A 24,939-nucleotide genomic window follows, 5' to 3' on the forward strand; every position below is an offset into this window, starting at 1 on the left:
TGACTCCCAATACGACAATCTGGAACCCACCAAAACTCCCTGAGCTGAACTAAAGAAGGGTTCAGTGGAAAAACGCGTTTAACTTACCTACTTTGTGCTCTGAGTGCCACTGGACACCCAAAAGCACGAATTGACCGGCCGAACCGCCCGCTGGTGGCACCGCGCCATGCTTGGTGAGCCCCAAATGCATCTCTCCCTCACCCGCACAGCGCCCAGCACAGGCGGGCGCGAAAGAGGCAATTCGTGTCATTTTAAGGCTATCCTCCAGGGCTTTCGCCGTGGTGAATCCCTGCGAAGCCTCTTGATCATTCCCGGAGCAAACGCACCGCCGCATCCACCAACAATCGCCCGCACTCATCGGCGCCCAAGCTTCGTGCGCCCATCTCGTAACCGCCGCGGGCTCTTTCGCCCGGCATGCCCACATATTGCACGCCGTACCCGTTCGAGTAGCCGAGAACGATTGTGTGCGGAAGGGGAGACTGATCCAGAATTGCGGTCGAAAGCGCGCTCAGCGGCTCGCCAGGCAGCGAAACGATCGCAAGTTGACCGCATCTCAAGGCCTGAACCTCGCAGGACAGGTGTTCGCACCCGAGTTCGGCACGGATGCTTTCCTTAACCGGCGCTTGGACAATCGTGCTCGCCACCTGAAAGCTGTTCGTTACCGGCAGGGGATGGGTCACGCGCGCCGCCTTTAACGCGCGCTCGATTATCGTCTTCGATATCGCATCACGAGCATCCAGGCCCCGCCGAATGGGATTAATGTCACCCGCGCACCCCTGAAGAAAAATGGACTCGCCGCCAAGTTCCCTGGAGAGCGCAGACGACACCGGCCCGTGCCAGTCTCCGCATACACCGTCGTATTTCGGGTAGGCGACCACGGCATGACATGCGGTGTGATAAAGCGACGCCACCGTGCCACCCTGCTCATCCCGCAGCAGCAGAAGCGTGAGCGTGGGGTCCACCTTTCCATACCGCAGGCCTGAAGGCATGGCATACGGGTCCGTGGCACTGGTGAGGGATTGCACAGTCCCGTCCGGCTTGATCGGACGGCGGTTGAACATCACATCGCCGATGTACGCGCGGCTGATCGAAAGCGTCGCAGGTTTCAGCCTTCCGGCTGCCTCCGCGACCGCCCGGGCGGTGGCCCTGATGAGTCTGTCTGCCCACGCGGGGTATGCCGGGTCGGTTAAGAACGAGTTCAGCACCTTCTGTTCCGCGAGAGTTAAAGGCGTGCCTAAAATCGGCGACCACGGCGCGGAATGGTTATGAGTGGCTGTGATCATGACGTCACTCTTCGCAATCCCCGTCAGCTTGTGGATGGCTTCGCGCGCTTTGGCGACGGCGCCTTCCATCGGGTACAGAAGTTCCCAGCTTACGATTGCAAAGCGTTTGCCCGAGTGCTCCAGGACCACTGCCCGGGTGTAAATGGGCTCCAGGATTTCTCCGTAGGGCTTATGCGTGATCCAATTGCTGAGGTTGGTGCCGGGAGTAATGTCCGCTCGCGCGGCGCCCGCGCTCAAGCCCGGCACCCCAAAGGCCGGTCGTTCACAAACGAACCATGCCAGGAAACCAGTCAGCAGAATGCAGTGAATTACGGCTCGATGTTTCATTCTCGAGCATACTACAAGAAACCTCTACGATCGGCAGCAACCAACTCGTTCACTGGCGCTCGTAGACCAGCAGGGAGGAGCCGGGCTTGCGCGGGATTACCACCTCAAGGCCCTCGCGCGTCAGTTCGCTGCCGGGGCGGGTGAACTGCTGCTTGCTGTCGAGGTTGGTGATGCGGTAGGCGGCGCGCGCGTCCAGGCCGTGCAGGCTGAATCGGGCCGTGTGGTAGGGGCTGTCAGGTCGGCGCAGGGCGACGACCAGGCCCTTGCCGGGGGCGGGGCCGTCGAGTTGATAGGCCATCCAAACGTCGGTTGCCTGGGAATAGCCCGTCAGCGGGTAGTAGTCGCCGTAGTAGTAATCACGCAGTCCGATATACTGGTCCAGCGTTGCTTTGGCCCACGCAAACGGGAAGTCATCGGGGAACTTTTGGCAAGGTCCATCTCCTGAGTGGGCCCAGTTGATGCACAGCGCGCTGCACATGCTGCTGCGAAACTCGTAGTCATCCCCCTCGCGATCCTGGCTGGTGGAACTCAGGGGCACCCAGGGCATCAAGCCGTAAGTGTGGCATTGGTGCGCGATGGGATCGCGGGGGCCATCAGTGCGCCAGAAAGGAGTCGAGCGGCCGGTCATTTCGAGATCAATCCGGCGGCCGCCGGAGGCGCAGTTGTCAATTAAGAGGTTGGGATGGCGCTTGAGCAGCTCATCCCAGAACGCGTAGAGCCCCTCGATGTATTTGCTTTCCGCAATCCCCTGGCGGTCCGGAGCGTCGGCGGCATGCCAGAAGCCGAGAGGATCCATGTTGAAATCCTGCCGATAGCAGCCCAGGCCGAATTCGACGATCCTGTCCGAGACGAAGTCGGTGACGAATTGGCGCGCCTGCGGGTTGCCGAGGTTAAAGAGCGCGGTATCGCCGCCGGCGTGCAGCATCCAGTCGGGGTGCTGTTTGTGCCACTCGGTGCCTTTCATGACGCGCTCCGGCTCGAACCAGAGCATGAGCTCGCGACCGGAAGCCCGCAGCACGTCGCTGAGGGGCTTGAATCCGGCGGGGTAGAGTTCAGACTTAACCCCCCAGTTGCCGACGTTGGCCGCCCAATTGCCCTGGCCATACCATTCAGCGTCAATCCAGTAATACTCGATGGGCAACTGATGCCGGATGAACTTCTGGATGTTGTCCATGTGCACCTCGGCGGCGGTGCCGCCCCAGTTGCCGCAGGTGACAGGAGCCAGCAGAGGTTGGCCGCCGCGGCTGGGGCGGTGGTGCGCGAGGATGAACTGGCGCAGGAGGTTCTGGCCCCGCCAGCGATCTCCGGAGTAGAAGAGCAGCAGAATTTTCGGCGTGCGGATGGTCTCACCGGGGAGCAGGCGCAGGTGAGTCCGGGCCAGACCGGCCTTGAGGCTTACCCGGCCGCCTCTATCGCAGGCGAACTCAGCGGCCCATTCGCCGGTCCAACCCACGGCGGCAACCACCCCGCCCTCGGCACCTTGCAGGTTAAAGAAAGGCAGCACTGCATTCGAAGACCGCCCCCCGCCCGGCTGGAAGCGGTGTTTCTGGCCAACTTTCAAGGTGCTCGTTTCGGGCGCAAAGTCGTCAAAGGAAGCGACGCCGCCTTTGGCCCAGTGCAACGTAGGTTCGCCGATGGAGTGCACCGGCAGAACGTCGTCGAGCACTTGGAAGTTCGCGATGATGGGTGTGTTGGTGGCTTCCGTGTTGGCAAGAGACATTACCCACTCGATCACCGGAAAATCGGTGAACCGCTCGGTTTGGATACGGATTTGAAGTCCGCTAGCCGGGTCGCGATAGACGACATCGCGGCGAATCTTATTTCCGGTTGCCGCGGGCTCTTCGGTCTTTCTGGACCAGTTGCCCAGGAGATTTGCACTGTCGGCAACGTCATATTGAAACGAGAAGGCGAACGGGTTGCCCTCCCAGGGCAGCGCGTGCAGGGAAACCGAGGTGCCGTCCTCCAGCAACACAGTCGCCTCGGCCCACAGGGCCTGGTCCCAGCCGCGACCGTCGCCGCCGTCTTTGACCCGGATCTCAAATTCGCGCGCGCCGTTCAGAGGCACGTCGAGCGGCAGGGGGCCATCCTTGCGCCGGCGAACCGGGGAGGCGTAGGTTTCCTTGCCCCCTGCCAGCACATGGAAGGTAACCGAGCCCTGGCCTTGCATTTCACCCCGGCGAGTGTCGTCGTTGTTTTCGATCCCGACGTGGGCGGTGAGACGACGAGCCGGCTTGCTGAGGCGGACCAGGATGTGCTTGGTGGAGTTAAAGGCGAGCCCGTTGGTATAGGTCTTCTCGCCAAGCGCAAAAGGGGTGCCGCGCCAGGAGCGCACTCGCGCCACCGTATCGGCGGCATCCTCATAAACCACCTTTAGGCAGGAGCCCGACCGCGTCTTGTCGCCGGCGGGGAAGGCGTTATCGGACCAGGTTTGGCAGGCGAGGAACTCTTCCGGCTTGGGCGTGACAGCTCCGGCAGTCCAGAGCCAGCCGCTCAGAGCCAGGCCAAGCGATGATTGGTAGAGGTAGCGCATAAAGCAATATTGTCAATCTGCCGCACCTTACAATCCCAAAGGTGGCAACGCCCGCAAGATGAGCGCTCCGCGGGTGAGTTCTTAACAGGTGGTGCCATCTGGCCGAGCGTGAACATCGCATTCGTATTGGTCGCTTCCCGCGCCGGTTGCGAGGGTGCGGGCGACATAGTTGGACCAGTCGCCTTTACTTGCCGGATTTGGTTTCGGAAGGAAGCGAGTGAAACAACCCCCATATGCTTCCAATCGTGAGTTGAACTTGACGGATGGGCTTTCCGCGGGCAATTAGTCAGATTATTGGTATGCGAAGTCCTTGCCGTCACCTCTTCCCAATTCCTCAACCTCAATCGGTTTTCGGCATGGTCCTGGTCGCAGGCCTTGTTGTTGGCTGCAAGACCGCGCCCAAGCCCGGCACTTTCGCATCCCGGCAGGGCGACGAGATCGTGGTAGCCGGCCAGTTCGTGCACACGGGCGCGCGGGTGGTAACATGGATGGATCCGGGCGGCTATGACGCTTACCGGGTGGAGCGCCGCTTCAGCGCGATGGACAAGGCCGATTGGAAGACGTCGCAGGAAGAGGTCAAGGACCTGGACATGCCGAACCGCTACAACTTGCGGCGGCATGGACTGTCGGACGAGGAAATTGAACGGGTGCGGGGAGGCGGGTGGGACTTGCCGCTCTTGCAGCGCGTGGTGGACCAGTTTGTGATTCACTATGATGTTTGCGGCACCAGCCGGCAGTGCTTCAAGATTCTGCACGACATGCGCGACTTGAGCGTGCATTTCATGCTCGATCTGGACGGCACGATTTACCAGACGCTCGATGTCAAAGAGCGCGCGTGGCATGCGGGCTCCGCCAACAGCCGTTCGGTCGGGATCGAGATAGCGAATATGGGTGCGTATCCCATCAATGGGCAGAATCCCTTTGAGCAATGGTATGCCAAGGCTGAGAATGGGCAAACCCGCATCACCATCCCCCAGCAATTTGGTGACGGGGGCATCCGCACCAAAGACTTTGTGGGCTATTCCGCGCGGCCCGAGCCGGTCACCGGCATGGTTCAGCATCGGGAGTTGATCCAATACGATTACACGCCCGAGCAATATGAGGCGCTGATCAAGCTGACTGCGGCGCTCTGCAAGGCGCTGCCGAACATTAAATGCGAGTATCCAAGGGATGCTGAAGGCAAGCTGATTCTCCAGAAGCTGCCGGAGGCCGAACTGGACGCCTACCAGGGCATCCTGGGCCACTATCACATTCAGACCAACAAGGTGGACCCTGGCCCGGCGTTCCAGTGGGATTATGTGATTGGGAACGCGCGGCGTATCGTCCACCGAGGTTTGTCCGGGGGCGCATACGAAACCAGCAAGGGGCATCTCCGGCCGAGGTTCTAATTCTTTACAGCGAAAAGCGGCGTCGAGCCGATGCTCGTGGCCGCGGAGTTGCCTTGATGTGGGCGCTGGCTGGATTATCCTGGGGAATGAGCAATACTGGTTTCGGTCTTCAGGTATTCAAGCTGCGGCGCATTTTGCATCATTCGGCGGCAGTAGGGTTTATCGCGACACTGGCGGGTGGTTTGGCAGCCGCAGAGGTGGAACCGTTGAATATTGGCAGCGCGCGGCAGGTGTTTCTGGATGGACGCTTTATGGCGGAAGCCAGGAACGTGACACTGGAGGTGCACTCACCGCGCAAGACGGGCGAGTGGACGATCAAACCGGAGCATCCTTGGGAGCGGGGCGGCGTGGGGCCCTATAGCAATGTTCTGCACGACGGCCAGACGTATCACTTCTGGTATCACGTGATGGATGACGTGCAGTGGGACCAGGGTCACACCAATGGCTGCATCTGTTACGCGCGGTCGCAGGACGGGATTCACTGGGAGAAGCCCGCGCTCGGGTTGATCGCCTACGGCGGCTCCCGGAGCAACAACATCGTGGTGGGGCACGGGGCTTCAGGGCTGACACTGGGGCAGGACGGCGGCATGGTGTTCCTGGACCCGACCGCGGAGTCGGCGGAGCGATTTCGGCTGGTGTGCCGGTTTGGCTCACTGGGCAGAGGATTGCACATCTTGTCTTCGTCGGATGGGATTCACTGGCGGGTGACGCACAAGAGCATCGTGAGCTACCGGGCGGACGACAATCGTCATCACCTGGACTCGCAGAACATCATGTTCTGGGACGACCGGATAAGGAAATACGTGGTTTATGGGCGAAGGAACATGTTCGAGGGGGGAGTGCAAGGGCGAGCGGTGGCGCGGGCGGAGTCGGAGCAACTGGGAGCTTTTAGCGGAGTTCAGGAGATGCCGGTAGTGATCGGCCCCGAACCGGGCGACCGGTGGGTGGACTATTATTCCAGCTCGGCGTTGAAATACCCCTGGGCGCAAGATGCTTATTACATGTTCCCACAGGCTTATTTTCATTATCTGGGGGGTGAGATACCCGAGTTTCCGAAGCAGACGCCGGCCAACGCGGGGCCACTGCACACACAGTTCGCCGCGAGCCGGGACGGGATAAAGTGGAACCGCTACGACCGGCGGCCATTTGTGCGGCTGGGAATGCGTGGGGAGTTCGATTGGGCGTCGGTGCGAATGATGCATGGACTGGTGCCGGACACGACCGGGCGGGAGATGTACCTGTATTACCGCGCGAGCGATTGGCTGCATGGCTGGGACCGCAACGCAAACAACAAACGCCTGCTCACGGAAGCCGGGCTGGGTGCGGACAGGAACATCGCGGTGGTCAGCCGCGTAGTGCTCCGGCGGGATGGATTTGTTTCCGCTTATGCGCCCTGGACGGGCGGAGAGTTTACGACGGAACCCTTGTTGTTCGAGGGCCGCAAACTGGTCTTGAACGTGGATACCTCCGCCGAGGGAACCCTCCGGGTAGCGCTGCTGGACGGGGAAGGGAAGGCAATCGAGGGGCTGGGATTGAAGGACTGCGATTTCATCCACACGGCGAACGAGATCAACCGCGTCGTGAAGTGGAAAGGCAACGCCGACGTGAGCCGGCTTGCCGGCAAAGCCATTCGGCTGCGCTTTGCGCTGAAGAACACCCACCTCTACGCCTTCCAGTTTGCCAGGGAATAGCCGCAAAGTGGCGGCCCTGGCTTTTTAGGTTGACTGCAATATTGGATTTTGTCATAAAGTCCATGTAATGCTTCCGCTTAAGTCGTCAGCTCCGGGCTGTATCCTCCCAGGGGTAGCTGCTATCACGCTTGGGCTGGTTCTGTGCAGTCCAGGGACTATCTGCGCGGGCGTTGCGCTTTCTCCTGCCGAACCGGTTCGAGCTGCGGCACTGCAGGTTCGAAGGTTGGAGCTTCTGTCCGGCGACAGGACCGGATTTGCAGCGCCAGTCTGGTCGCCAGATGGCCGGTGGCTGGCGCTTGGACGCGCGGGCATGGCGGGCATCGAGCTTCTGCGCCGTGACGGGAAGGAATGGAAGACGCTGACCCGGGACCCCGGCTCCGGCTACAAGTTTGCCTGGTCACTCGATGGCCGCGAGATCGCTTATCGGAGCATGCGCTCCGAAAGCAACGCAACTTCGTATGTCATCAAGTCCGTGGAGATAGCTGGAGGACGAATCGTCGAACTGAGCAAGCCGGCCAACGAGGTCTCGCCCCCTGTATGGGTAGGGTCGAACGGGACCCAGCGCGTTTCCTTCATGGCTGGCACCAATCGCGTGGATACGCCGTGGGAAACCGTGCAGAGCAAGCAGGGTCCATCCCGGACCGCCAACCCTGGCGCGATTCTCTACACCGACCGAGGCCAAGTCTGGAGCAGCGGCCCGGCCCGTGGCGCCCGAAGGCCGCTCACCGACGCGGGCGGCATGGAGGCGGTTTGGTCGCCGGATCGAAGCAAGGTCGTTTACTCGCAAATGGGGACACTGATTGTCATGGAACCGGACGGCTCGAAGAAACGAGTCCTGGCGCGCGGCCACCATCCTTCATGGTCGCCTGACGGCACGATGCTGGTTTATGATGTCAGCCAGGACGACGGCCACCGGATTCTGAGTTCGGACCTTTATGTCATCAACGCTGACGGCACCGAGGCGACCCGTTTAACCAACACCCCTGGGATGCTGGAGTGCGAGCCGGCCTGGTCTCCCGACGGCAAGTGCATTGCCTGCCGCGCGGAGGATTCGGGTCAGGTTTATTTGCTTTGGCTGGAATAAAACCTGCAAACCCTGGCGACACCACAACACAAGAAGCAACCAAAACGTATGAGAACCAACCGCTTAAACCTAATGATCCTGGCATTGACCCTGACCTGTGCGACATCGCTGACGGCGCTCGAACTGAGCGGCCGCAAGGTAGTCATTGACCCCGGGCACGGCGGCGGCGACCCCGGCGCGCTGGGCTACAACGGGGCCACTTACCCGGATGAAGCCGACTTCAACCTGGCGGTAAGCTTAAAGGTGCGCGACTCGTTGCAGGCCGCGGGTTGCAGCGTGGTGATGACCCGCTCGACCGATGTGAATGTGGATCTCTACGCTCGCCGCGATATCGTCAACGCGAATAACCCCAACGCCTCGCTGTGCATCCACTGCAATTCGTTCTCGGATCCTGCCGCGCATGGCACGGAGACGTTTTGGTGTTCGTCCAACTGCAACGGCGATTCCGGCGCGGACCAGGATTTGGCCACGAAGGTGCAGAATCGGCTGATCCAGTTTCTGGGCCTGACCAGCCGCGGTGTGAAACAATACAACTTTGTCATGTGCTCGCCGACGCCGCCTTCGTGCCTGGCGGAGATGTTATTTGTGTCGAACGAGGCGGAGTTCAACCTGATCAACAGCACCGCCGGCCAGAACAGCGCGGCGGCGGCGTTTTTCTATGCGGTGTGCGACCGGGTCGGGGTTGTTGATCCTTCAACACCCAGCGGACTTTCGGCGACCGCGGTTTCGGCCAGCCAGATTAACCTGTCCTGGACTGATAATTCCGGCCTGGAGGACAGCTACAAGGTGGAGCGAGCCACCGCCAGCGGCGGGCCCTGGACGGAAATCGCCACCACGGCTGCCAACGCCACGACCTACGCCAGCACCGGGCTGAGCGGCGGCACCACCTATTACTACCGCGTCCGCGCCTACGACGGCCAGCTCGGCAACTCGGCCTATTCCGGCACGGCCAGCGCCACCACCGAAGTCAGCGGTGCGCCCTCCATCACCAGCCAGCCTGCCGGCAAGACCGTTGATCCCGGTGCCACCGTCACTTTCACGGTTGTCGCCACCGGCAACCCGACGCTGACCTACCAGTGGCGCAAGGACGCCGTCAATATCTCCGATGGCGAGAAATACTCAGGCGCGACCAGCGCCACGCTCACGATTGCGAATGTCCAGCAGACCGAAGTAGGCAATTACTCCGTAGTCGTCGCCAATGGTGTCGGCTCGGCCACCAGTTCCGGCGCCGCGCTGGCGGTCAATGCCGTGATCGCGTTCTACGATGATTTCGAGTATGATGCCATCAACTGGACCAACTTCGTCAGCCCAGCTACGGAACTGACTGTATCGACAGCGCAATCCGTAAGCCCGACCCGCAGCGCCTATGTGAATAGTTCCTGGGATCGCATGTACCGGAACCTGGGAGTCAGTGTAAATGGACGCCTACGGATTACGGCTTGGATCTATGACAGCACCCAACCCCGGTCTTTTGTGGATGTGCGTGGCTATACCGGAGGCGGCTACAACCAGGGCTCGCTCGTTCAACTGTTCTGCGCCGGCAAGTACAATACCGTAACGATGCCCGGGGAGGACAGTACCGTGAGCTACATCAACAGCCACTATCAAGGGAGAGTGGTGTCTGGCTCCAGCACCGGCTGGTTCAACCTGAATAATGCGGGCGCGCCGGGCCGCTCGACGGGCTGGCACAAGTTTGTCATCGAGCGCCGGGCGGATGGCACGACGGTGGATTTCTACGTGGACGACATCCTGAGCCGCACCGTCACCGGGACAACGCTCTCCAGCCTGGATTCGGCGGCGATTGGCTCGGTGGGGTCTGGCGGAACCGAGGTGCTCGGAGACTCGTGGATTGATAATGTGAAGGTCGAGTATTTTGACCTGCCGGTGATTACGACGCAGCCGGCAAATCAGACGGTTGCCGCTGGCGGCACCGCCACCTTCTTCGTTGAGACGGCCAATACCGTCACCGCCTACCAGTGGCAGAAGAACGGCACCAATATTGCCGGCGCTACCACATCGGCGCTGACGCTCAATAATGTTCAGGATAGCGACGTTGGCAGTTACGGCGTGACGGTGAGCAACGGGGCCGGGCCGGTTGTCAGCAGCACGGCCACCTTGTCCGTCTCACCAGCGATCGTGGTGCAGCCGCTGAACCAGACGAACAGCGCCGGCACCACCGCCAGCTTCACGGTGACCGCCGCCGGCCAGCTCCCGCTCACTTACCGGTGGCAGAAGAACGGCGCGGACCTGGCTGATGGCGACAACGTTTCCGGCGCCACGACTCCGGAACTCACGTTGAATGCCGTGAGCCAGGACGATGCCGGCACCTATACCGTGGCGGTGAGCAACGCGGTTGGCGGCGTGCTCAGCGCGCCGGCGTTACTGATCGTGGCAGACCCGCCGGGCATCGTGACCGCGCCCGTCGGCCAGGCGGTAGCGGCTGGGAGCACGGTGTCGTTCTCCGTGGTGGCCAACGGCACGCCGCCCTTGAGCTACCAGTGGCGCTTCAACGAGGTCGCCATCGCCGGCGCGACCGACAGCAGCTATTCCCGCGCTGACGTCCAGAGCGCGGACGCCGGGAACTATTCGGTCGAGGTCGGCAACGCCGCGGGTTCGGCTATCAGCCCCGATGCCGTTCTGGCGGTCAACACCCCGCCCGTCCTGTCTTCCATCAGCGACATTACGGTCCACGCGGGCGCAACGGCCACGGTTACGGCCTCGGCGTCCGACATTGATGCCGGCCAAGCCCTGGCCTACAGCCTGGGGACCGGCGCGCCGGCTGCGGCCGCTATCGGTGCCACTAGCGGCGTCTTTACTTGGCCGACCGGCAGCGACGACACCGGTGCCAGCCAGTCATTTACCGTCAATGTCGCCGACGATGGCACCCCGAGCCTGGGCGACTCCACCACGTTCACCGTCACGGTCGCGGCACCCCCGAGCATTGTTGGGATTGAGCTCGCGGGCACAAATGTCGTGCTGACCTGGACGGCGATTGAAGGCCACACGTATCGCGTCGAGTATAAGGACAATGTGGATGGCTTGAACTGGAGCATCCTGCTTCCAAACGTGACCGCTGACGCTTCGACTGCCTCGAAGGAGGATTCGTTTGAAGCCCCGCAGCGGTTTTATCGGATCCTGAGTCTGGATTAGCCGGCGCCTGGAAGCGCGAGGCCGTCGAGACCGGCCATACGACTGCCCCTGCGGAGGAATTCGCGGGCACGTGTTGATCTGCCCTCCCCATTAAGTGGGGAAAGGGTGGCGTCGGCCGGGCAATGGGCGCCGGCCGATCACCTCCACATACGGGTACTACAGCTGTTCATCCGTCATAAGTGCATCAACCGCAGGCAGTTCCAAAGGCCTTGTGCCTGGACTTAGGACTGGTGCCCCGGGTGAGCGGCACCATGGCCTGGCCGGTGCGGTCCCCGTGCTACAACGGCTATATCCCAGTGTGTATCCCATGGGGAGCGCTCCCCATGGGATACACACTGGGATAGCACCGCCCCGACGTCGTATTCTCACCCCTAAGAGGTTGCATTCCCTTCCGTTCCTCACGGAACCTGGCCGGGCTCCTATCCCATCGCAAACAGTGAGAAACCACTTCCACTAACCTGGCGGGGTCTTGCCAGCAGATTTGAGGTCAGCCCCAGCCGGGGCCGGCAGAAGCAGCCCTCCCTCGCGGAGGCCAGGCGGGATGTCGCCTATTGCTTGGCGTTACGCTTCTTCCTGGGCTTGGTCGCGTTCCCATAGCCTTTGGCGATGTCGGCGCGGCACCGTTTCTCCGTTAGCTCCGGGTCTTCGCCTATTTCCTTTACCATTGCCGTGTGCAACTTTTCCATCAGGGCTTTCTGTTCCGGCTGTCCAGCGAGGTTGTGCAACTCGCCTGGGTCGGCCTGCAAGTCGTAGAGTTCACGCTGGGCGGGGTGTTCTGCGTCGGGCGCGGTGTGATAGACGTATTTGTAAGGGCCCGATCGGATCATGGCGAAGCCCGAGGCGATGTGGTGCGCGTAATACTCGCTCACCGCGCGGTCTTTCCAGGGGGCGTCAGGGCGGTCCAGCCAGGGGATCAGGGAATCCCCGTTCCAGTCCGGCGGGGTTTTGGTTCCGCCCAGGTCCGCGATGGTCTGCACCAGGTCCGCCAGCGAGCAAGCCCCGGCACGCCGCTGGCCGCCCGGCCAGCGTGCCGGGTACGACACAATCAACGGCACGCGGGCCGCGTGGTCATACAGCGCATTCTTCCACCATAGTCCATGCTCGCCCATATTCTCGCCGTGGTCGCTGGTGTAGATGACCACCGTATTGCTGGCCGCCACGCTCGCCGCCAGCGCAGCCAGCACCTTGCCGGCTTCCGCGTCCATCCACTCGGTCAACCCGTAATAAAGTTCGCGTCCTTTCTTGACCAGGTCCGGAGGCACGCTGTCGTAATGAAAGCCGACCCGCAGATGCTGGTAGTTCAGCGGCAGCGAATCGAGGTAACCCTCGGGAACGACCGGCATGGGTACTTTGTCCTTGTAGTGCGCCCAATATGATTCCGGCACGATCAGCGGGAAATGCGGCGTGAGGTAGCCCGCCAGCAGAAAGAACGGCTTGTCAGCCGGCTTGCGATTCTTGAGAAACTCCAGCACTCCAGCCGTTACTGCCCGGTCGTGGTTCATCGGTCCGGAGCTTTCTCCGGGGTAAAAGTCCATGAAACGGTCGGAGTAACCCTGCGTCCGTTGAAGTTTCCCGGCCGGTCGCCGATTGCCCACTCCGGTCATTCGGGACCGGTTCATATTGCCGCCGATCTCTGTGAAGCCGTAGCGGCAAGCCGCGTCGTAATGCATCTTGCCGCAGAGGAACGATTCGTAACCGGCGGCATTCATCACGCGCGGCAGCGAGGGGGAATCCGCCGGCAACCGGCAGTTGTTATTCCAGGCGCCGACGCGCGAGATGTACTTGCCCGCGGTGAAGGAGAGCCGCGAAGGCACGCACAACGGCGAATTGCAGTAGCAGTTCTCGAACACCACCCCCCGCGCGGCCAGGTTGTCAAGGGTCGGTGTCCGAATTATCCTGTTGCCGCAGCATCCGAGCACACCGGCGTTGTGCTCGTCGCTCATAATGAGCAGGATGTTTGGTTTGCTCGGAGGCACGTTCGTAGTGGCGTTGACCGGTGGTGCAATTGCCGGGGCCAAGCCGGCGGCGACGGTCAGCAGAGTTGGGAACAATTTGCTTCTGCGAATCGGAGTGCTCTTGAGGCTGCCAGCCCGGCTATGATCTTGCGTGGACCCGGTTCTGTTCATTGGTGCGGAAATGTGCCAGCGAGAGTCGGACAAGGCAATCGCGGGTTGCAGCTGAGCCGGGTAAAGCGGTTGTTTAGAATTGAAGATCAGGCAGATCCTGCTATCATCGGATCTTGATGAGCCGCAACGTTTCAGGCTGCGGGGCAATCCGCCTGTTGCCTCGCCTCTCCGCGCTGGCGGTTGGTCTGATGTCCGCCTTCCTGTGGCCGGCGGCATCGGCGGCGGAGTTTCGCGGACTCTGGGTGGATAGCTGGAGTTCAGGGCTGTATACTGCGGCGCAGATCTCGCAATTGGTGAGCGACGCCCGCGCAGGCCATTTCAATGCATTGGTGGTTGAAGTGAGGCGGCGGGGGGATGCGTTCTACAACTCCAATTACGAGCCCAAGAATGCGGGCGTGGCGGAGGATTTCGATCCGCTGGCCGATTTGATCGCCAAGGCACACGATACGAGCGCCGGACAGCGGCTGGAAGTTCACTGTTGGATCGTGGCCTATCCCATTTGGCCAGTGGCCGAGTTTCCACCGCCGCAAACCAACCACCCGCTTAACCTTCACCCGGAATGGCGGAACAGGACGAGCACCGGCGCGTTTACCGATGGAGGAACTTACTACTTTGACCCAGGGCATCCGGAGGTGCAGCAGCACACCTTCAATGTGGCGATGGACATAATCTCACGCTACGACGTGGATGGATTAAACTGGGATTACATCCGGTATCCGGGGACCAGTTGGGGCTACAGCGCTATCGCGGTGGCGCGCTTCAACTCCAAATTCAACCGCACGGGTCAGCCGTCCACCAGCGACCCGGATTGGAGAGCGTTTCGCCGCGACCAGGTCACGGCGCTGGTGCGCAAGGTTTACCTGTCGGCGATAGCCATCAAGCCGAATGTGGTGCTATCCGCCGATGTCTTCACCGGCTCGCCAGGCATCACCAGTGCGGCGGACTTTCCAACCACGAGCGCCTACAGCAGCGTGATGCAGGATTGGCTGGCGTGGATGCAGGAAGGGATCCTGGACCTGAACATCCCCATGACCTACTTCGATCAGTCCACCTCAGGGCTGGCCTATTCCAGGTGGAACAACTTCATCAAGAATCACCGTTACAATCGGCAGGCTGTGGTTGGCCCCAGCATCAACAGCAACACAATTTCCAACAGCGTGGTTCAGATACGCCTGACGCGCGAAGCAACACCCGAGGGCAACCGCGGGGATGGAGTCTGCTGTTATAGTTACGCCAGCAGCAACAATGAAGGCCTGCCGGTTTCGTCGTTCCTGAGCGCTCTGACGCAGCCAACAGGCCATGATCCGATATCGCCGCCAGTCTTCAGCGCACTGGATGTTCCGCCGGACAGGCCGTGGAAGAGCTCCCCGACCCGGGGATACCTGAAAGGCTTCGTTTACGACGATCTCGCCAATGGACTGGATGGGGCGGCGATTGCGCTGAGTGGCCCGGGGACGAACGAGCTGGCAAGTGATGCCACAGGCTTTTATGGGGCCGTGGATTTAGCGCCGGGCCTTTACACGGTGAGCGCGTCTTTCCCGGGGTATGCAATGGCGACGCAGACGGTGTCGGTCACGGCCGGGACGGTGGGGCATCTGGATTTTACGCTGACGCCAACGGGTGTGGCAATTGTGCTCCAGCCGCAGGATGGATCAGCCCTCGTCGAAAGCAATGCGGTGCTGAGCGTCAGCACGGCGGGAGTGAAGCCGCTGAGTTATCAATGGATGGTGGGCGGCGTGCCGCTCGCCGGGGCAACGGCCAGCAGCCTGGTCCTGACCAATATCCAGCTCACGAATGCGGGCGCCTATCAGGTGGTCGTCTCGAACACCACAGGTTCGGTCACATCGCTGGTCGCCAAGTTGACGGCGCTGCTGCCGATCAGGACTTCGGTAACCGGTAGCGGCGCGGTGCGTCTCATGCTCGACGCACCGGGCTACGCCCCCAACAGCACCGTGAGCCTGGCGGGCGTTCCGGCTGCCGGGTGGGTCTTCACGAATTGGTCGGGCGATATCTCCAGCACGCTGAACCCGCTCACCATACTCGTGACCAACAGCCTGTCGGTCACAGGTAATTTTGTCGCCTCCCCGCACGATTTGATTCTGGACAACGCTCAGGCTGTTTACACGGGCGGTTGGACCGCAGGCAGCTCGGCCCCGGGGTACTACGGGGCTGATTACCGCTACTCCGGCACAACTGGCGGGCCGGCCACCGCGACAGCTACCTATCGGCCCATGGTGAGCGTGGCGGGAACCTACGATGTGTACCTCTGGTATCCCCAAGGCTCGAATCGCGCGACCAACGCACCCTGGGTGGTGTCGTATTCGGGCGGTTCGGTGACGTCGCTGGTGAATCAAACGACCGGCGGCGGGGGCTGGGCTCAGATCGCCAGAGGGAAATACTTCGCAGCGGGAACCAACGGTTACGTTCAATTGGCGAATAATACGGGAACCAGCGGGAAGGTTGTCATGGCCGATGCTGTCCGCTTAATCCGCTCCAGCGCGCAAACCTATGTCCCGCTGAGCTTCGGGCCGTGGGACTGGGATAAGACGGGTTGCCTCAGGTTGCCAGTTCTAGGCAACCGAGATCAAACATGCCTGGTGGAAGGCACTACCGACTTCAAACAATGGCTGCCGGTGGCAAACGTGCGGGTGGGAGACAGTCCCGGGCAGGTGATGGATGCTGACAGTCATTTCTACCCGTATCGCTTCTATCGTGCGCGACAAATCAACGTGTTTCCGCTGGCTGATTTTGAGGCTAATCCTGTCGGTGCCGCGGTTTTGTTTCGCGCCCCGGGGACTTCCGGTACCACCTCCGAATTCGTGGATAAGAGCAGTCCGAACTTCACGCGGGTGACCAACACCTTTCCTGCGGGAAACGCGAGTTCGAAGGTGTTGCAGGCAAGCTGGAATTTCGTCTCAGGGTCAAGCGGCCAGAGCCCCTGGCTCCGTTTTACGACCCATGCGGCCGCCGTTTTGCCGAACCCAACAGTGAGCTTTCATCAAGGAATCGGTTTTGCCGTCTGGGCCGACCGGGACATCTACCTGGCGGCAGGGTTGCGGGAGACCTCTCCGACGGCAGCCATCGGGGCGGATGGCGGAACGACCGGGACACTTGAGTGGATCGGCGGCATCTCCGACAACACTACCGATCCACCCAAAGGCCGGTTCATTCCCGCCGGTCAGTGGGTGTGGGTGAGCTTCTGCATTCCCGCAGAGCCGGTGCGCGCCTTCAGGGATAATGGCAATGGAATTCTGGAATCAACTACCGGCAAAGGAGTTTTCGATGAGTTGGTTGTTGTTCCCGCAGATGGCCTTGGCCGCTACAACCTGTATCTCGACAATTTCCAGTTCCTCGCGTTTGACCCTTGATTAAGCCTGAAAAAGGTTCGCCGCTACTGAGATCAGTGCAATCGGCGGGGCGCGCCAGCTCCCTGGAAGGTTGTGGGTCGTGCCTCCGGGTATTAGCTAATCGCGATCAGGGAAACTTCCTCGTTCCGCTCGTTGTGGACCTTGCCCATCGCGTTGGGATCGAGCATCGGTTTGCCATCCACGATGAACTGATACTGGTGGTGGCCGTGGGGCAGTTCCAGGCGAATAATCCAGCCACCGTCCGGCATTCTGGTCATTGGATGGGCATTGGGGTCCCACTGATTGAAGTCGCCAACTAACGAGACGCTCTTGGCCAGTGGTGCCCGGTAGATGAAATCCACCAGGTGGAGCGGTCTGCGCCCCGGCTGCCCGGAAGACGGTGCAGCAGGAGCTGGTCTGAAAGAAGTGCTATCCATAATCGGGTCAGCCTCAGCAGGTCTCTCTGCCCTGTGCCAAAGTGTGGGGGCCCCACGGGAAGAAGTCAAAGAATTCGGCAAGCCCCTCCCTGGTGTTCGCGGGATTGCCGTTGCCGCGAACAGCAACCTTCATCTTATGAGGATCGCCCATCGCAAACCCCAGGTTGTCCCAAACAAATTCCGCGAGCCAGCGCCAGCGGTTGGCGGCTTGCCCCGTAGCGAGAGCCGTTATATCAATGACGGCTCCTGCCGCGTTCAGGATGCGGTTCTGGCGATCCGGTTCGGTCGGGTGGGGCATTGATGCATTGGCTCTTGTTAAACGCGCGTTAGAAACCGCGCACCAGCCGCGGGCGGCGTCAGACAAGGTTTGAATCTCGCGGGCGGACAGGCTACACACATTGGCTCTGATTTGCCTAACATATATATGAATACTACCACGAATCAGCAACTGGACCTTATATTTGGACGGCGCAGCATCCGCGCATATTCGCCGGGGGAGGTAAGCGAGGCAGCGGTGACGAGACTGCTGGAGGCGGCCATGGCCGCGCCTTCGGCCATGACCAGGGATCCCTGGCGCTTCGTCGTGGTGCGGGACAAGCAGACACTGGCGAAGTTAGCCGCGCTGCATCCAGGGGCGGCCATGCTCTCGACCGCCGCGATGGCGATCGTGGCATGCGGAGACCTTGACGCCGCTTTCCAACGCAACATCAGCTACCTGCTGCAGGACTGTGCGGCAGCCATCCAAAACCTATTGCTTGCCGCTCATGCACAGGGCCTGGGCGCTTGCTGGGTGGGTATCCACCCGGGCGAAGCGCTGATCAAGCGCGTAAAGGAACTCCTGGCCGTGCCGGCCTCAATTGTCCCGGTGGCCGTGGTTTCCCTCGGCCTACCGGGCGAGCAACAGCCTCCGCGCACACGTTACAACGAGGATTACGTTCACCGCGAGAAGTGGTGATTGTCCTTACTGAAACGACCACCTTGAGGCATCCACGCCGAGTTGATCGAAGAGAAAGGCCAGGATGTCTGCCTGCTCGGCGATCTTGTGCTTGAGGGCGGAACCGATCCCGTGGCCGGCGCTGGCAGTGCTGCGGAAGAGAATTGGCAGGTCGGAGGCCGTGGCAGCCTGGAGGCGAGCGGCCATCTTCCGGGACTGAGCCGGGTTGACGCGCCCGTCGTTTTCCCCAGTGGAGAGCAGCACCGCGGGGTAATTCACGCCGTCACGCACGTGGTGGAACGGGGAGTAGGCAAACAACGCCTTGAACTGTTCGGGGTTCTTCACGGTGCCGAACTCGGTGACGTTGAAAGCGCCGTTGGGGTCCAACTCCACGCGCAGCATGTCGAAGATGCCGACGCGGGCAACGACCGCGCGGGCCAGGTCGGGGCGCTGCGCAAGGAACGCGCCCATCAGCAAGCCGCCGTTACTGGCACCTTCGACTGCCAGTTTCGACGTGCTGGTGTAGCGGCGCTTAATGAGGTGTTCCGCCGCCGCGATGAAGTCGTCAAACACATGCTGCTTCTGCGTGAGATTCCCAGCTTTGTGCCATTGCTCGCCGTATTCACCGCCGCCACGCAAGTTGGCAACGACATACACGCCGCCCGCATCGAACCAAATGCGGCGGGTTACATCGAAACCGGGCGTGAGGCTGATCCCGTAGCCACCGTACCCGTAGAGCAACGTGGGATTCCCGCCGTCCCGCCGAAGCCCCTTCTTGCGCAGGATGTTCAGCGGCACTTTCGTTCCGTCCTTCGAGGTCGCGAATTCACGCACAACCTCGATATCGTCGAAGGCCACGGGTGAAGTCATGTAGAGCGCGGTGCGGCTGACCTTGTTGGCGGCTGGGTCGTAGGTGAACCAGGCGAAGGGTCTCAGGTAACTGACATTGCCGAAGACAAGGTCATTGCCATGCCAGGAATCGAGACCCGACGCAGTTGATATCGGGGGAACCGGGATGAGGCGTGCCCGGCTACTCCCGCGCGGATAATACAACAGCTCCGATGGGCCGCCGAGAATGCTGGCCACATACAGGCCGTCGTCGCTTGGCACGAAGCCTTCCACGACGCCCCGGCTCTCCGGGGCAGCCACGGTGGCCCTCGCCAGTTCAAGCCTTTCCAGAGGCAGACGCAGCACCTGTCCGCGCGGCGCGTTCTTGCGCGAGAGCAAGTAGAGCGCGCCATCGCGGCCAAACACCACGCGCTTGATGCCGTCTTCGAACCGTGTGAGTTGCTGCCATGTGCCCGATGTGTCGCGCAGGTAGTGGGCGTAGTCGCCCCCATCGCCATTGGCCACTGTGGCCAGCACCCAACGGCCGTCTGCGGTGGCTGCCAGCTCAATTTCGGCGATGCGGGGGAAGTCCTTGCCGATGACATATTGGTCGTCGGTGACCGGCGTGCCGAGCCGGTGAAACCAAACCTGCTGGTAGAAATTGATGTCTGCCTCTGGTCGCTCCCCCTGGTGCGGGTAGCGCGTGTAGAATACACCCGTGCTGTCCGCGGTCCACGCTGCGCTGCCGCCGCCCGTTGGGTATTGCACCCGGGGGATTTCGTCGCCCGGCATCTTGCCAGTATCCACCTCGACGAAGTGCAGCGCTCCCTGCTCGCTGCCGCCCTCGGAAAGGCAGACAGCCACCAACCGTCCATCCGGCGAGGGCACATACCAGTCAATCGCCGTCGTGCCGTTGGTGTTATAGGCATTGGGATCGAACACTGTCCGCCAGAGCGCGGGCGCGTCGAGGGAGGAAAGGCGGACGAGGATGGGTTGCTGTGCCGGCGGTTTGAAGCGGAGGGCAAATATACGGCCTTTGCGCTCCTGTAAGTCGTAATAGCGGGCTGACTCTTCCCCGCGCAATTGCGCCAACTGCTGGGCGATGCCATCGCGGTAGGGCAGCCGCGCGAAATAGACGCGGGTTCGCTCATTCTCCAGCCGTGTCCATTCACGCACGGCTGGGGCGGCGGCGTCTTCGAGCCACTGATATCCGTCCACGACCGCCACGCCCTGGTAGAAGTTGGTCACCGGTTGAGGCTGGGCGGGAACCGACGGAAGCGACTCGGCCAGTACAAGTCGCGGCAGCCAGGCAACGAGAAGCAGTGTCGTGGTTACACGGCGTGTCAGGCGGCAGATCGGCTCACTCATGCGGGCAAAGTAGGTTCGGCTGACGTCGGCGGCAAGGCCTTTGGCTCCCTCTAACCGATCTCGGTAATTCCAATTGAGCCTTGGGGAGACTCCGTCAGGCGGGTCATGTTTGAGGAGCGGCGGGCAGCTGCTCCTGCCCTATGCGCCTGCCAGGTCGCCCTTGGGCTGAAAGTAGTCCGTGGCGTCGGGCGGGCGTATATCAGTAAGCTTGCCGGTGTAGTGGCGCAGTTCGCGCGGTTGGAAAGGATGCACGGCAATGGCTTCCTCGTTAAGATCAATGCCCAGACCAGGCGCGTCAGGTATCCGCATCTGGGCCTGCTGAAAGTCAACGGTCTCCGTGCTGATAAGCCGGCGATGCGGCACATCGGCGCTCATGGTTTCGAGGACGGTGAAGTTGGGCACGCAAGCGGCAAGCTGAAGATTGGCGGCATTGGCCACCGGCCCGCTAGGGTTGTGCGGACAAATAGCGATGTGATTGGCCTCGGCTTGGGCGGCAATCTTTTTCACTTCCATGATGCCGCCAACATGGCTGACATCGGGCTGTGCAAAGTCCGCGCAGCGCAGCGCGAAGAAACGCTGGTAATCCCAGCGGCTATAGAGCCGCTCTCCGGCGGCGATGGGCACGCGCGAGCGGCGCTTGACCTCCGCCAACGCTTCCAGGTTGTCCGGCGGGACGGGTTCCTCGAACCAGTGGATGTCGAATTCTTCCAGCGCCCGGGCGATGCGCACAGCCGTCGCCACATTGAACCGCCCGTGACCTTCGATGAGAATATCCACCTCCGGTCCGACCGCTCCGACCACGGCCTCGATGCAGCTTAACGCGTCGCGCATGCCCCGCTTGTCTATTTCCAGATAGGCCGAGCCAAACGGATCCCACTTTAAGCCGCGGAAGCCAACTGCCACTGCCAAACGGGCCTTTTCCGCGAACTCAGCGGGTGTCTTGGCCGGGGCGAACCAGCCATTTGCGTAACAAGGAATCGCATCGCGCACCTTGCCGCCGAGCAGTTGATACACCGGAACGCCGAGTGCCTTGCCTTTGATGTCCCAGAGGGCCATCTCCACGCCGGACAGCGCGCTCATCAGGACCGGGCCGCCCCGCCAATAGACGTCGCGGTAGGCTTGATGCCATATAGCCTCAATGTTATGTGGATCGAGCCCGACAAGCGTGCGCTCCAGTTCCTTGACCGCCTGAGCGACACTCTGCTCGCGATATTCCAGGGTGGCCTCGCCAACGCCGTGCAGGCCGTCGTCAGTCAGTACTTTGACAAATACCCAGTTGGTCCGGTAAGCGTGGCAGAGGAAGGTCTTGATGCCGGTAATCTTCATAATTAAATGGTTCGGATTGGGGATGGTCAACAGGGGGAGGCGGGCGGGGCTGCGGGATCGCCGCCCAGGTGATACTCGATACCCCAGCTTGCTTCGGCGCCCCGGTTCAATGTGCGCTCGAAGTAGGGCTCGAACGAGAACGTTCGGTCATTGCCCCAAATCGGCAGGAAACTGGGCACAAAGTCGGTTGTCACGGTCAATTCGCCGAGCCGGGGATGCTTCTGAACCGCGAGCAGAGTCTTTCCCTGCGGGTCGAACTCGAGCTCCTGGCGACAGCCGCGCGGCCAATCGTGCGCGGGTTTGCGCGCCACGAATCCTTCCGCATTCAGGAAATAGCCCGGGCTGCCGGCTGGCAGACCGACTGGGAAGGAGAACCGGCATAGGACATTGTCGGAAGGGACGGGGAAGAACGGATGCGCAAACCAGCGCACCGGCAGCGGGGCGCTCCCCAGGCTGCGAATCCCGGTGCGGGAACGGATCACGCGGTCCTGGAGACTCACCGTGCGCGCCAAGTGGTAAGCCCAATCGCGGAAGGTGTGTTCTGTTCGCATGGCGATAGTATCGCCCGAGCAGTCTATTTCCCACTTCACGAACTCGATGACTTCAGGGTTGTAGCGCACATCGAACGGCTCGCGCGAGCTGGTCCGGCGCACACGGCCCACTCCAATGCAGGCCACCTCCCCGCCCACCGGCGCGGTCTCGGCTCCCAGGGACTGCAGGAACATGTCTGGGGCGCCCTGCCCATCAAAGGTGTTAGGTGCGTGCGGATATTCCGGACCGGCAAAAACCTCTCCGTGGCGTGGGTCCAACACCTGCCAAATGTAGCCCCCGGTGCAGTAGCGTGATCCCAGGCGCGCGATATCGGCCGCCGGATCGAGAATCAGGATGGTAAGGTTGGGATTGCTGAGCGCGTACATAATCGGGTGACCTGCTGATCAGGGCAGGGGAAATGCCCGGGCCCGAACTTCGTAGAGAGCGCGGCCGATCCGGCGGCAAGCGGCGATGCTCTCCGCGTATGGGGTGTCGCAAATATCGAGCAGGCCGGTCAGATAGTTCTCCCCGTCAAACCGCCCCGTCGCGGGCTGATCGTAGTACTGGAACCAGTGCGTGCCGATCACCGCCGGGTTCTCGAGGGCGCTCTTGACGTACGTCACATAGGCGCGGCCCCGATCCGCATGATCAGCCACCAGCACCAGCCCGGCTGGCTGCATGGGCGCGTCCACAGGCGCGAAATGGAATTCGCCGATGAGAACAGGGCGATCCAGCCCTGCCGGCAGCCGCAGGTCGGAGACTTCAGGCGCGTAGCGGTTGATGCTGACGATGTCGCAATGCTGCGCCGCAATCCGCATCACCAGCGCGTTGCCGGAGCCCGCAAAGCGGCAGCCGAGGTAGAGATGGTTGGGGGCGGCGGCCTTGATCGCCTCGCGGCAGCCGCGGAAATAGGCCGCCAGGTATTGCTCGCTGAACGCCTCAAGATCGGCGCGGACCGCCGGGCGCTCTCTATCCGGAGCAACGACATTCGTTCGCAGCGCCTCCCAACCCGCAAACGCCGTTCTCCAGGAGGCATTCAGTGCCTCCACTCGCTTGTATTGCTTCTCCAGGCCCGCCATCATCGCCCGCCGGGCCGGCTGCTCCGGCGGCGAGCGCAGCGTCGCCTCACCCAGATAACCCGTGTCACCCCAGTGCAGTTCATTATCCACAAAGAAACCCAGGCACCAGGGATCACGGAGCGATTCCTTCAATTCCGCCCGAAGCGTTCGGTCCATAAGCTGACGCCAGCCCGGATCAAAGGGGTCCGGCAGCTTTCCCCAGTTGCCCTCGGAACCCTGGAGACGGAACTCGGACGTGCCCAGCGGCGCCGAATACATAATCGCGGTGTAAGGCGTCTGCCGTTTGGAGTAGATGCCGGGGTCGGACGAATTGGCGATGGTATTCAACCCCCAACTGGCCAAGCGCCGCTGGGCCTGGGCTCCGTAAGTGAACGACCAATCCTGGCCGTACTTGCGAAAGAGATTGGCTTCGAGAAAGTCATAGACCGGGTGATTGTCTCTGCCCACGTAATAACGGCGCGTGGACTGCGGCTCCCGGCCGTAGAAGACCCCCAACGCCGACGCGGGATCCGGCAGCCGGAAGTAATTCTCGCGGTCCAGCAACGGCGTGCCGTGATAGACGGACCCGACCCGGATCCGCGTGCCGACTCGCACTACCCCGTGCGACCAGAATAACCTGCCCTCCGGGTCCACCATCCACCACGCCCCGTTCAGTTTCTGAGTTCGGAAATAGCCCGTGGCCGCGAGCTTTGGCCCGTCGGCCCACCCGCCGTAGCGGTTCCAGTCGGCAGGCCGCGCATGCGCGGACAGGTCGGCATCTTCACTCCTCCGCCTCTCGCCAAACTCCGCCGGCATATGAATCTTGTTCGGCCAATCCCGATGCGCGTATTGGCCAAACTCATCCACCAGCGGAAACACTCGATTGGCTGGCCAGTCGCGGAACGGCGCAGGCGTGCCGCGGGCAATCACCGGGCCGATGGCAAACGCGTGTTCCGCATCCGGGTCCGGCGTGAAAATCGAGATGGCCGTGACATTGGCGCCATTGATGCTCCCGCGGCGCGCAAAATCGGTCGGCTGTCCCACCATGGAGATAAACCGGCCACCCGGCGGGGAAGAATTCCTGTCGCCCAGCGGCACCACCAGCCACATGGGCTCCGGGCCGGGAGAAACCTGGATTTGGAAGATGCCCTTGCGAGTTTGCACGGTCGGCAGGCTCTCGGTTGAGTCGTCATCCACTCGCAATATGAGCCGCAGGTTGTTAGTCCCCCGGTTGCAGACCGGCACGGCAATTTCCGCAAAGGCCTCCAGGTCCCGGCTGACCGGCGCAAGCCTAACCTTCAGGCCAACGCGGCCGGTTTCCTTGCGAGTCTTGACCTCCAGCCAGCCGTTCGTGTCCGGAGATGCCGACGCTCCCTGCAGTTGCACGTTACCGGCCGGCCACGCCTTCCACTCAACTATTGTTCGCTGCGGTTGCGCAGCCGCAGCGATCGCGCCCCCTTGCGGACCTGCGGAGAACAACACCAGTTCTGCGAGCAGCACGCGCGGCAGGAAATGGCGTCGTCCGTCCATC

General features: G+C 61.7%; 15 protein-coding genes. 6 read left to right on the top strand and 9 right to left on the bottom strand.

Going from position 1 to position 24,939, the window contains the following annotated elements:
* Nucleotides 1-305 precede the first annotated feature (305 nt).
* Both P5205_15680 and P5205_15685 read right to left on the bottom strand, forming a co-directional pair.
* Nucleotides 306-1,610, bottom strand: a complete 1,305-nt coding sequence (locus P5205_15680; GenBank protein ID HSA11801.1) for a hypothetical protein — start codon at nucleotides 1,608-1,610, stop codon at nucleotides 306-308.
* Nucleotides 1,611-1,659: 49 nt separating this feature from the next.
* Nucleotides 1,660-4,140, bottom strand: coding sequence for an alpha-galactosidase (locus P5205_15685; protein ID HSA11802.1), 2,481 nt, complete (start codon nucleotides 4,138-4,140; stop codon nucleotides 1,660-1,662).
* Between the two features lie 356 nt (nucleotides 4,141-4,496).
* Between P5205_15685 and P5205_15690 the strand changes: the two genes are divergently transcribed.
* The 4 genes from P5205_15690 to P5205_15705 all read left to right on the top strand — a co-directional run bounded on the left by P5205_15690 (nucleotide 4,497) and on the right by P5205_15705 (nucleotide 11,453).
* On the top strand, nucleotides 4,497-5,528 hold the full coding sequence (locus P5205_15690) for a peptidoglycan recognition family protein (GenBank protein HSA11803.1): 1,032 nt from the start codon (nucleotides 4,497-4,499) through the stop codon (nucleotides 5,526-5,528).
* An 86-nt stretch (nucleotides 5,529-5,614) separates the two neighbouring features.
* The gene (locus P5205_15695; GenBank protein HSA11804.1) at nucleotides 5,615-7,219 is read left to right on the top strand and encodes a hypothetical protein; all 1,605 of its coding nucleotides are present in this window, start codon (nucleotides 5,615-5,617) and stop codon (nucleotides 7,217-7,219) included.
* A gap of 310 nt (nucleotides 7,220-7,529) precedes the next feature.
* Nucleotides 7,530-8,303: a hypothetical protein gene (locus P5205_15700; protein HSA11805.1), complete on the top strand. Its 774-nt coding sequence runs from the start codon at nucleotides 7,530-7,532 to the stop codon at nucleotides 8,301-8,303.
* A gap of 48 nt (nucleotides 8,304-8,351) precedes the next feature.
* Nucleotides 8,352-11,453, top strand: coding sequence for an N-acetylmuramoyl-L-alanine amidase (locus P5205_15705; GenBank protein ID HSA11806.1), 3,102 nt, complete (start codon nucleotides 8,352-8,354; stop codon nucleotides 11,451-11,453).
* A gap of 548 nt (nucleotides 11,454-12,001) precedes the next feature.
* On the opposite strand, the gene P5205_15710 is transcribed toward P5205_15705, so the two are convergent.
* The gene (locus P5205_15710; protein ID HSA11807.1) at nucleotides 12,002-13,504 is read right to left on the bottom strand and encodes a sulfatase-like hydrolase/transferase; all 1,503 of its coding nucleotides are present in this window, start codon (nucleotides 13,502-13,504) and stop codon (nucleotides 12,002-12,004) included.
* A 191-nt stretch (nucleotides 13,505-13,695) separates the two neighbouring features.
* On the opposite strand from P5205_15710, the gene P5205_15715 reads away from it, so the two are divergent.
* Complete coding sequence (locus tag P5205_15715; protein HSA11808.1) at nucleotides 13,696-16,947, top strand: family 10 glycosylhydrolase; 3,252 nt, start codon at nucleotides 13,696-13,698, stop codon at nucleotides 16,945-16,947.
* A 92-nt stretch (nucleotides 16,948-17,039) separates the two neighbouring features.
* Here P5205_15715 and P5205_15720 read toward each other — a convergent pair whose 3' ends face one another.
* Both P5205_15720 and P5205_15725 read right to left on the bottom strand, forming a co-directional pair.
* Entirely contained in the window at nucleotides 17,040-17,363 is a 324-nt protein-coding gene (locus P5205_15720; GenBank protein HSA11809.1) for an isoamylase early set domain-containing protein, read from the bottom strand.
* A 13-nt stretch (nucleotides 17,364-17,376) separates the two neighbouring features.
* On the bottom strand, nucleotides 17,377-17,661 hold the full coding sequence (locus P5205_15725) for a hypothetical protein (protein ID HSA11810.1): 285 nt from the start codon (nucleotides 17,659-17,661) through the stop codon (nucleotides 17,377-17,379).
* Between the two features lie 126 nt (nucleotides 17,662-17,787).
* Here P5205_15725 and P5205_15730 point away from each other — a divergent pair, with 126 nt between their 5' ends.
* Nucleotides 17,788-18,318 carry a nitroreductase family protein gene (locus P5205_15730; GenBank protein HSA11811.1) on the top strand — a complete coding sequence of 177 codons (531 nt, stop codon included), beginning with the start codon at nucleotides 17,788-17,790 and terminating at the stop codon, nucleotides 18,316-18,318.
* Nucleotides 18,319-18,324: 6 nt separating this feature from the next.
* Here P5205_15730 and P5205_15735 read toward each other — a convergent pair whose 3' ends face one another.
* The 4 genes from P5205_15735 to P5205_15750 form a co-directional block, all read right to left on the bottom strand.
* A complete protein-coding gene (locus tag P5205_15735; protein ID HSA11812.1) occupies nucleotides 18,325-20,493 on the bottom strand; it encodes a prolyl oligopeptidase family serine peptidase in 2,169 nt (722 codons plus the stop codon).
* Between the two features lie 138 nt (nucleotides 20,494-20,631).
* Nucleotides 20,632-21,819 (bottom strand): galactonate dehydratase, encoded by a 1,188-nt coding sequence (gene dgoD / locus P5205_15740; protein HSA11813.1) that lies wholly within the window; start codon nucleotides 21,817-21,819, stop codon nucleotides 20,632-20,634.
* 26 nt (nucleotides 21,820-21,845) lie between these two features.
* Nucleotides 21,846-22,736, bottom strand: a complete 891-nt coding sequence (locus tag P5205_15745; protein HSA11814.1) for a hypothetical protein — start codon at nucleotides 22,734-22,736, stop codon at nucleotides 21,846-21,848.
* A gap of 18 nt (nucleotides 22,737-22,754) precedes the next feature.
* A complete protein-coding gene (locus tag P5205_15750; protein HSA11815.1) occupies nucleotides 22,755-24,938 on the bottom strand; it encodes a beta-galactosidase in 2,184 nt (727 codons plus the stop codon).
* Between the last annotated feature and the right edge of the window lies 1 nt (nucleotide 24,939).

This window comes from Candidatus Paceibacterota bacterium (assembly GCA_035452965.1).
Classification (GTDB): domain Bacteria; phylum Verrucomicrobiota; class Verrucomicrobiia; order Limisphaerales; family UBA8199; genus UBA8199.

Coding starts and splice junctions, on each gene's coding strand:
- P5205_15680 (HSA11801.1), bottom strand. CDS start 1,610: ATGAAACATCGAGCCGTAATTCACTGCATTCTGCTGACTGGTTTCCTG.
- P5205_15685 (HSA11802.1), bottom strand. CDS start 4,140: ATGCGCTACCTCTACCAATCATCGCTTGGCCTGGCTCTGAGCGGCTGG.
- P5205_15690 (HSA11803.1), top strand. CDS start 4,497: ATGGTCCTGGTCGCAGGCCTTGTTGTTGGCTGCAAGACCGCGCCCAAG.
- P5205_15695 (HSA11804.1), top strand. CDS start 5,615: ATGAGCAATACTGGTTTCGGTCTTCAGGTATTCAAGCTGCGGCGCATT.
- P5205_15700 (HSA11805.1), top strand. CDS start 7,530: ATGGCGGGCATCGAGCTTCTGCGCCGTGACGGGAAGGAATGGAAGACG.
- P5205_15705 (HSA11806.1), top strand. CDS start 8,352: ATGAGAACCAACCGCTTAAACCTAATGATCCTGGCATTGACCCTGACC.
- P5205_15715 (HSA11808.1), top strand. CDS start 13,696: ATGAGCCGCAACGTTTCAGGCTGCGGGGCAATCCGCCTGTTGCCTCGC.
- P5205_15720 (HSA11809.1), bottom strand. CDS start 17,363: ATGGATAGCACTTCTTTCAGACCAGCTCCTGCTGCACCGTCTTCCGGG.
- P5205_15725 (HSA11810.1), bottom strand. CDS start 17,661: ATGCCCCACCCGACCGAACCGGATCGCCAGAACCGCATCCTGAACGCG.
- P5205_15730 (HSA11811.1), top strand. CDS start 17,788: ATGAATACTACCACGAATCAGCAACTGGACCTTATATTTGGACGGCGC.
- P5205_15735 (HSA11812.1), bottom strand. CDS start 20,493: ATGAGTGAGCCGATCTGCCGCCTGACACGCCGTGTAACCACGACACTG.
- dgoD (HSA11813.1), bottom strand. CDS start 21,819: ATGAAGATTACCGGCATCAAGACCTTCCTCTGCCACGCTTACCGGACC.
- P5205_15745 (HSA11814.1), bottom strand. CDS start 22,736: ATGTACGCGCTCAGCAATCCCAACCTTACCATCCTGATTCTCGATCCG.
- P5205_15750 (HSA11815.1), bottom strand. CDS start 24,938: ATGGACGGACGACGCCATTTCCTGCCGCGCGTGCTGCTCGCAGAACTG.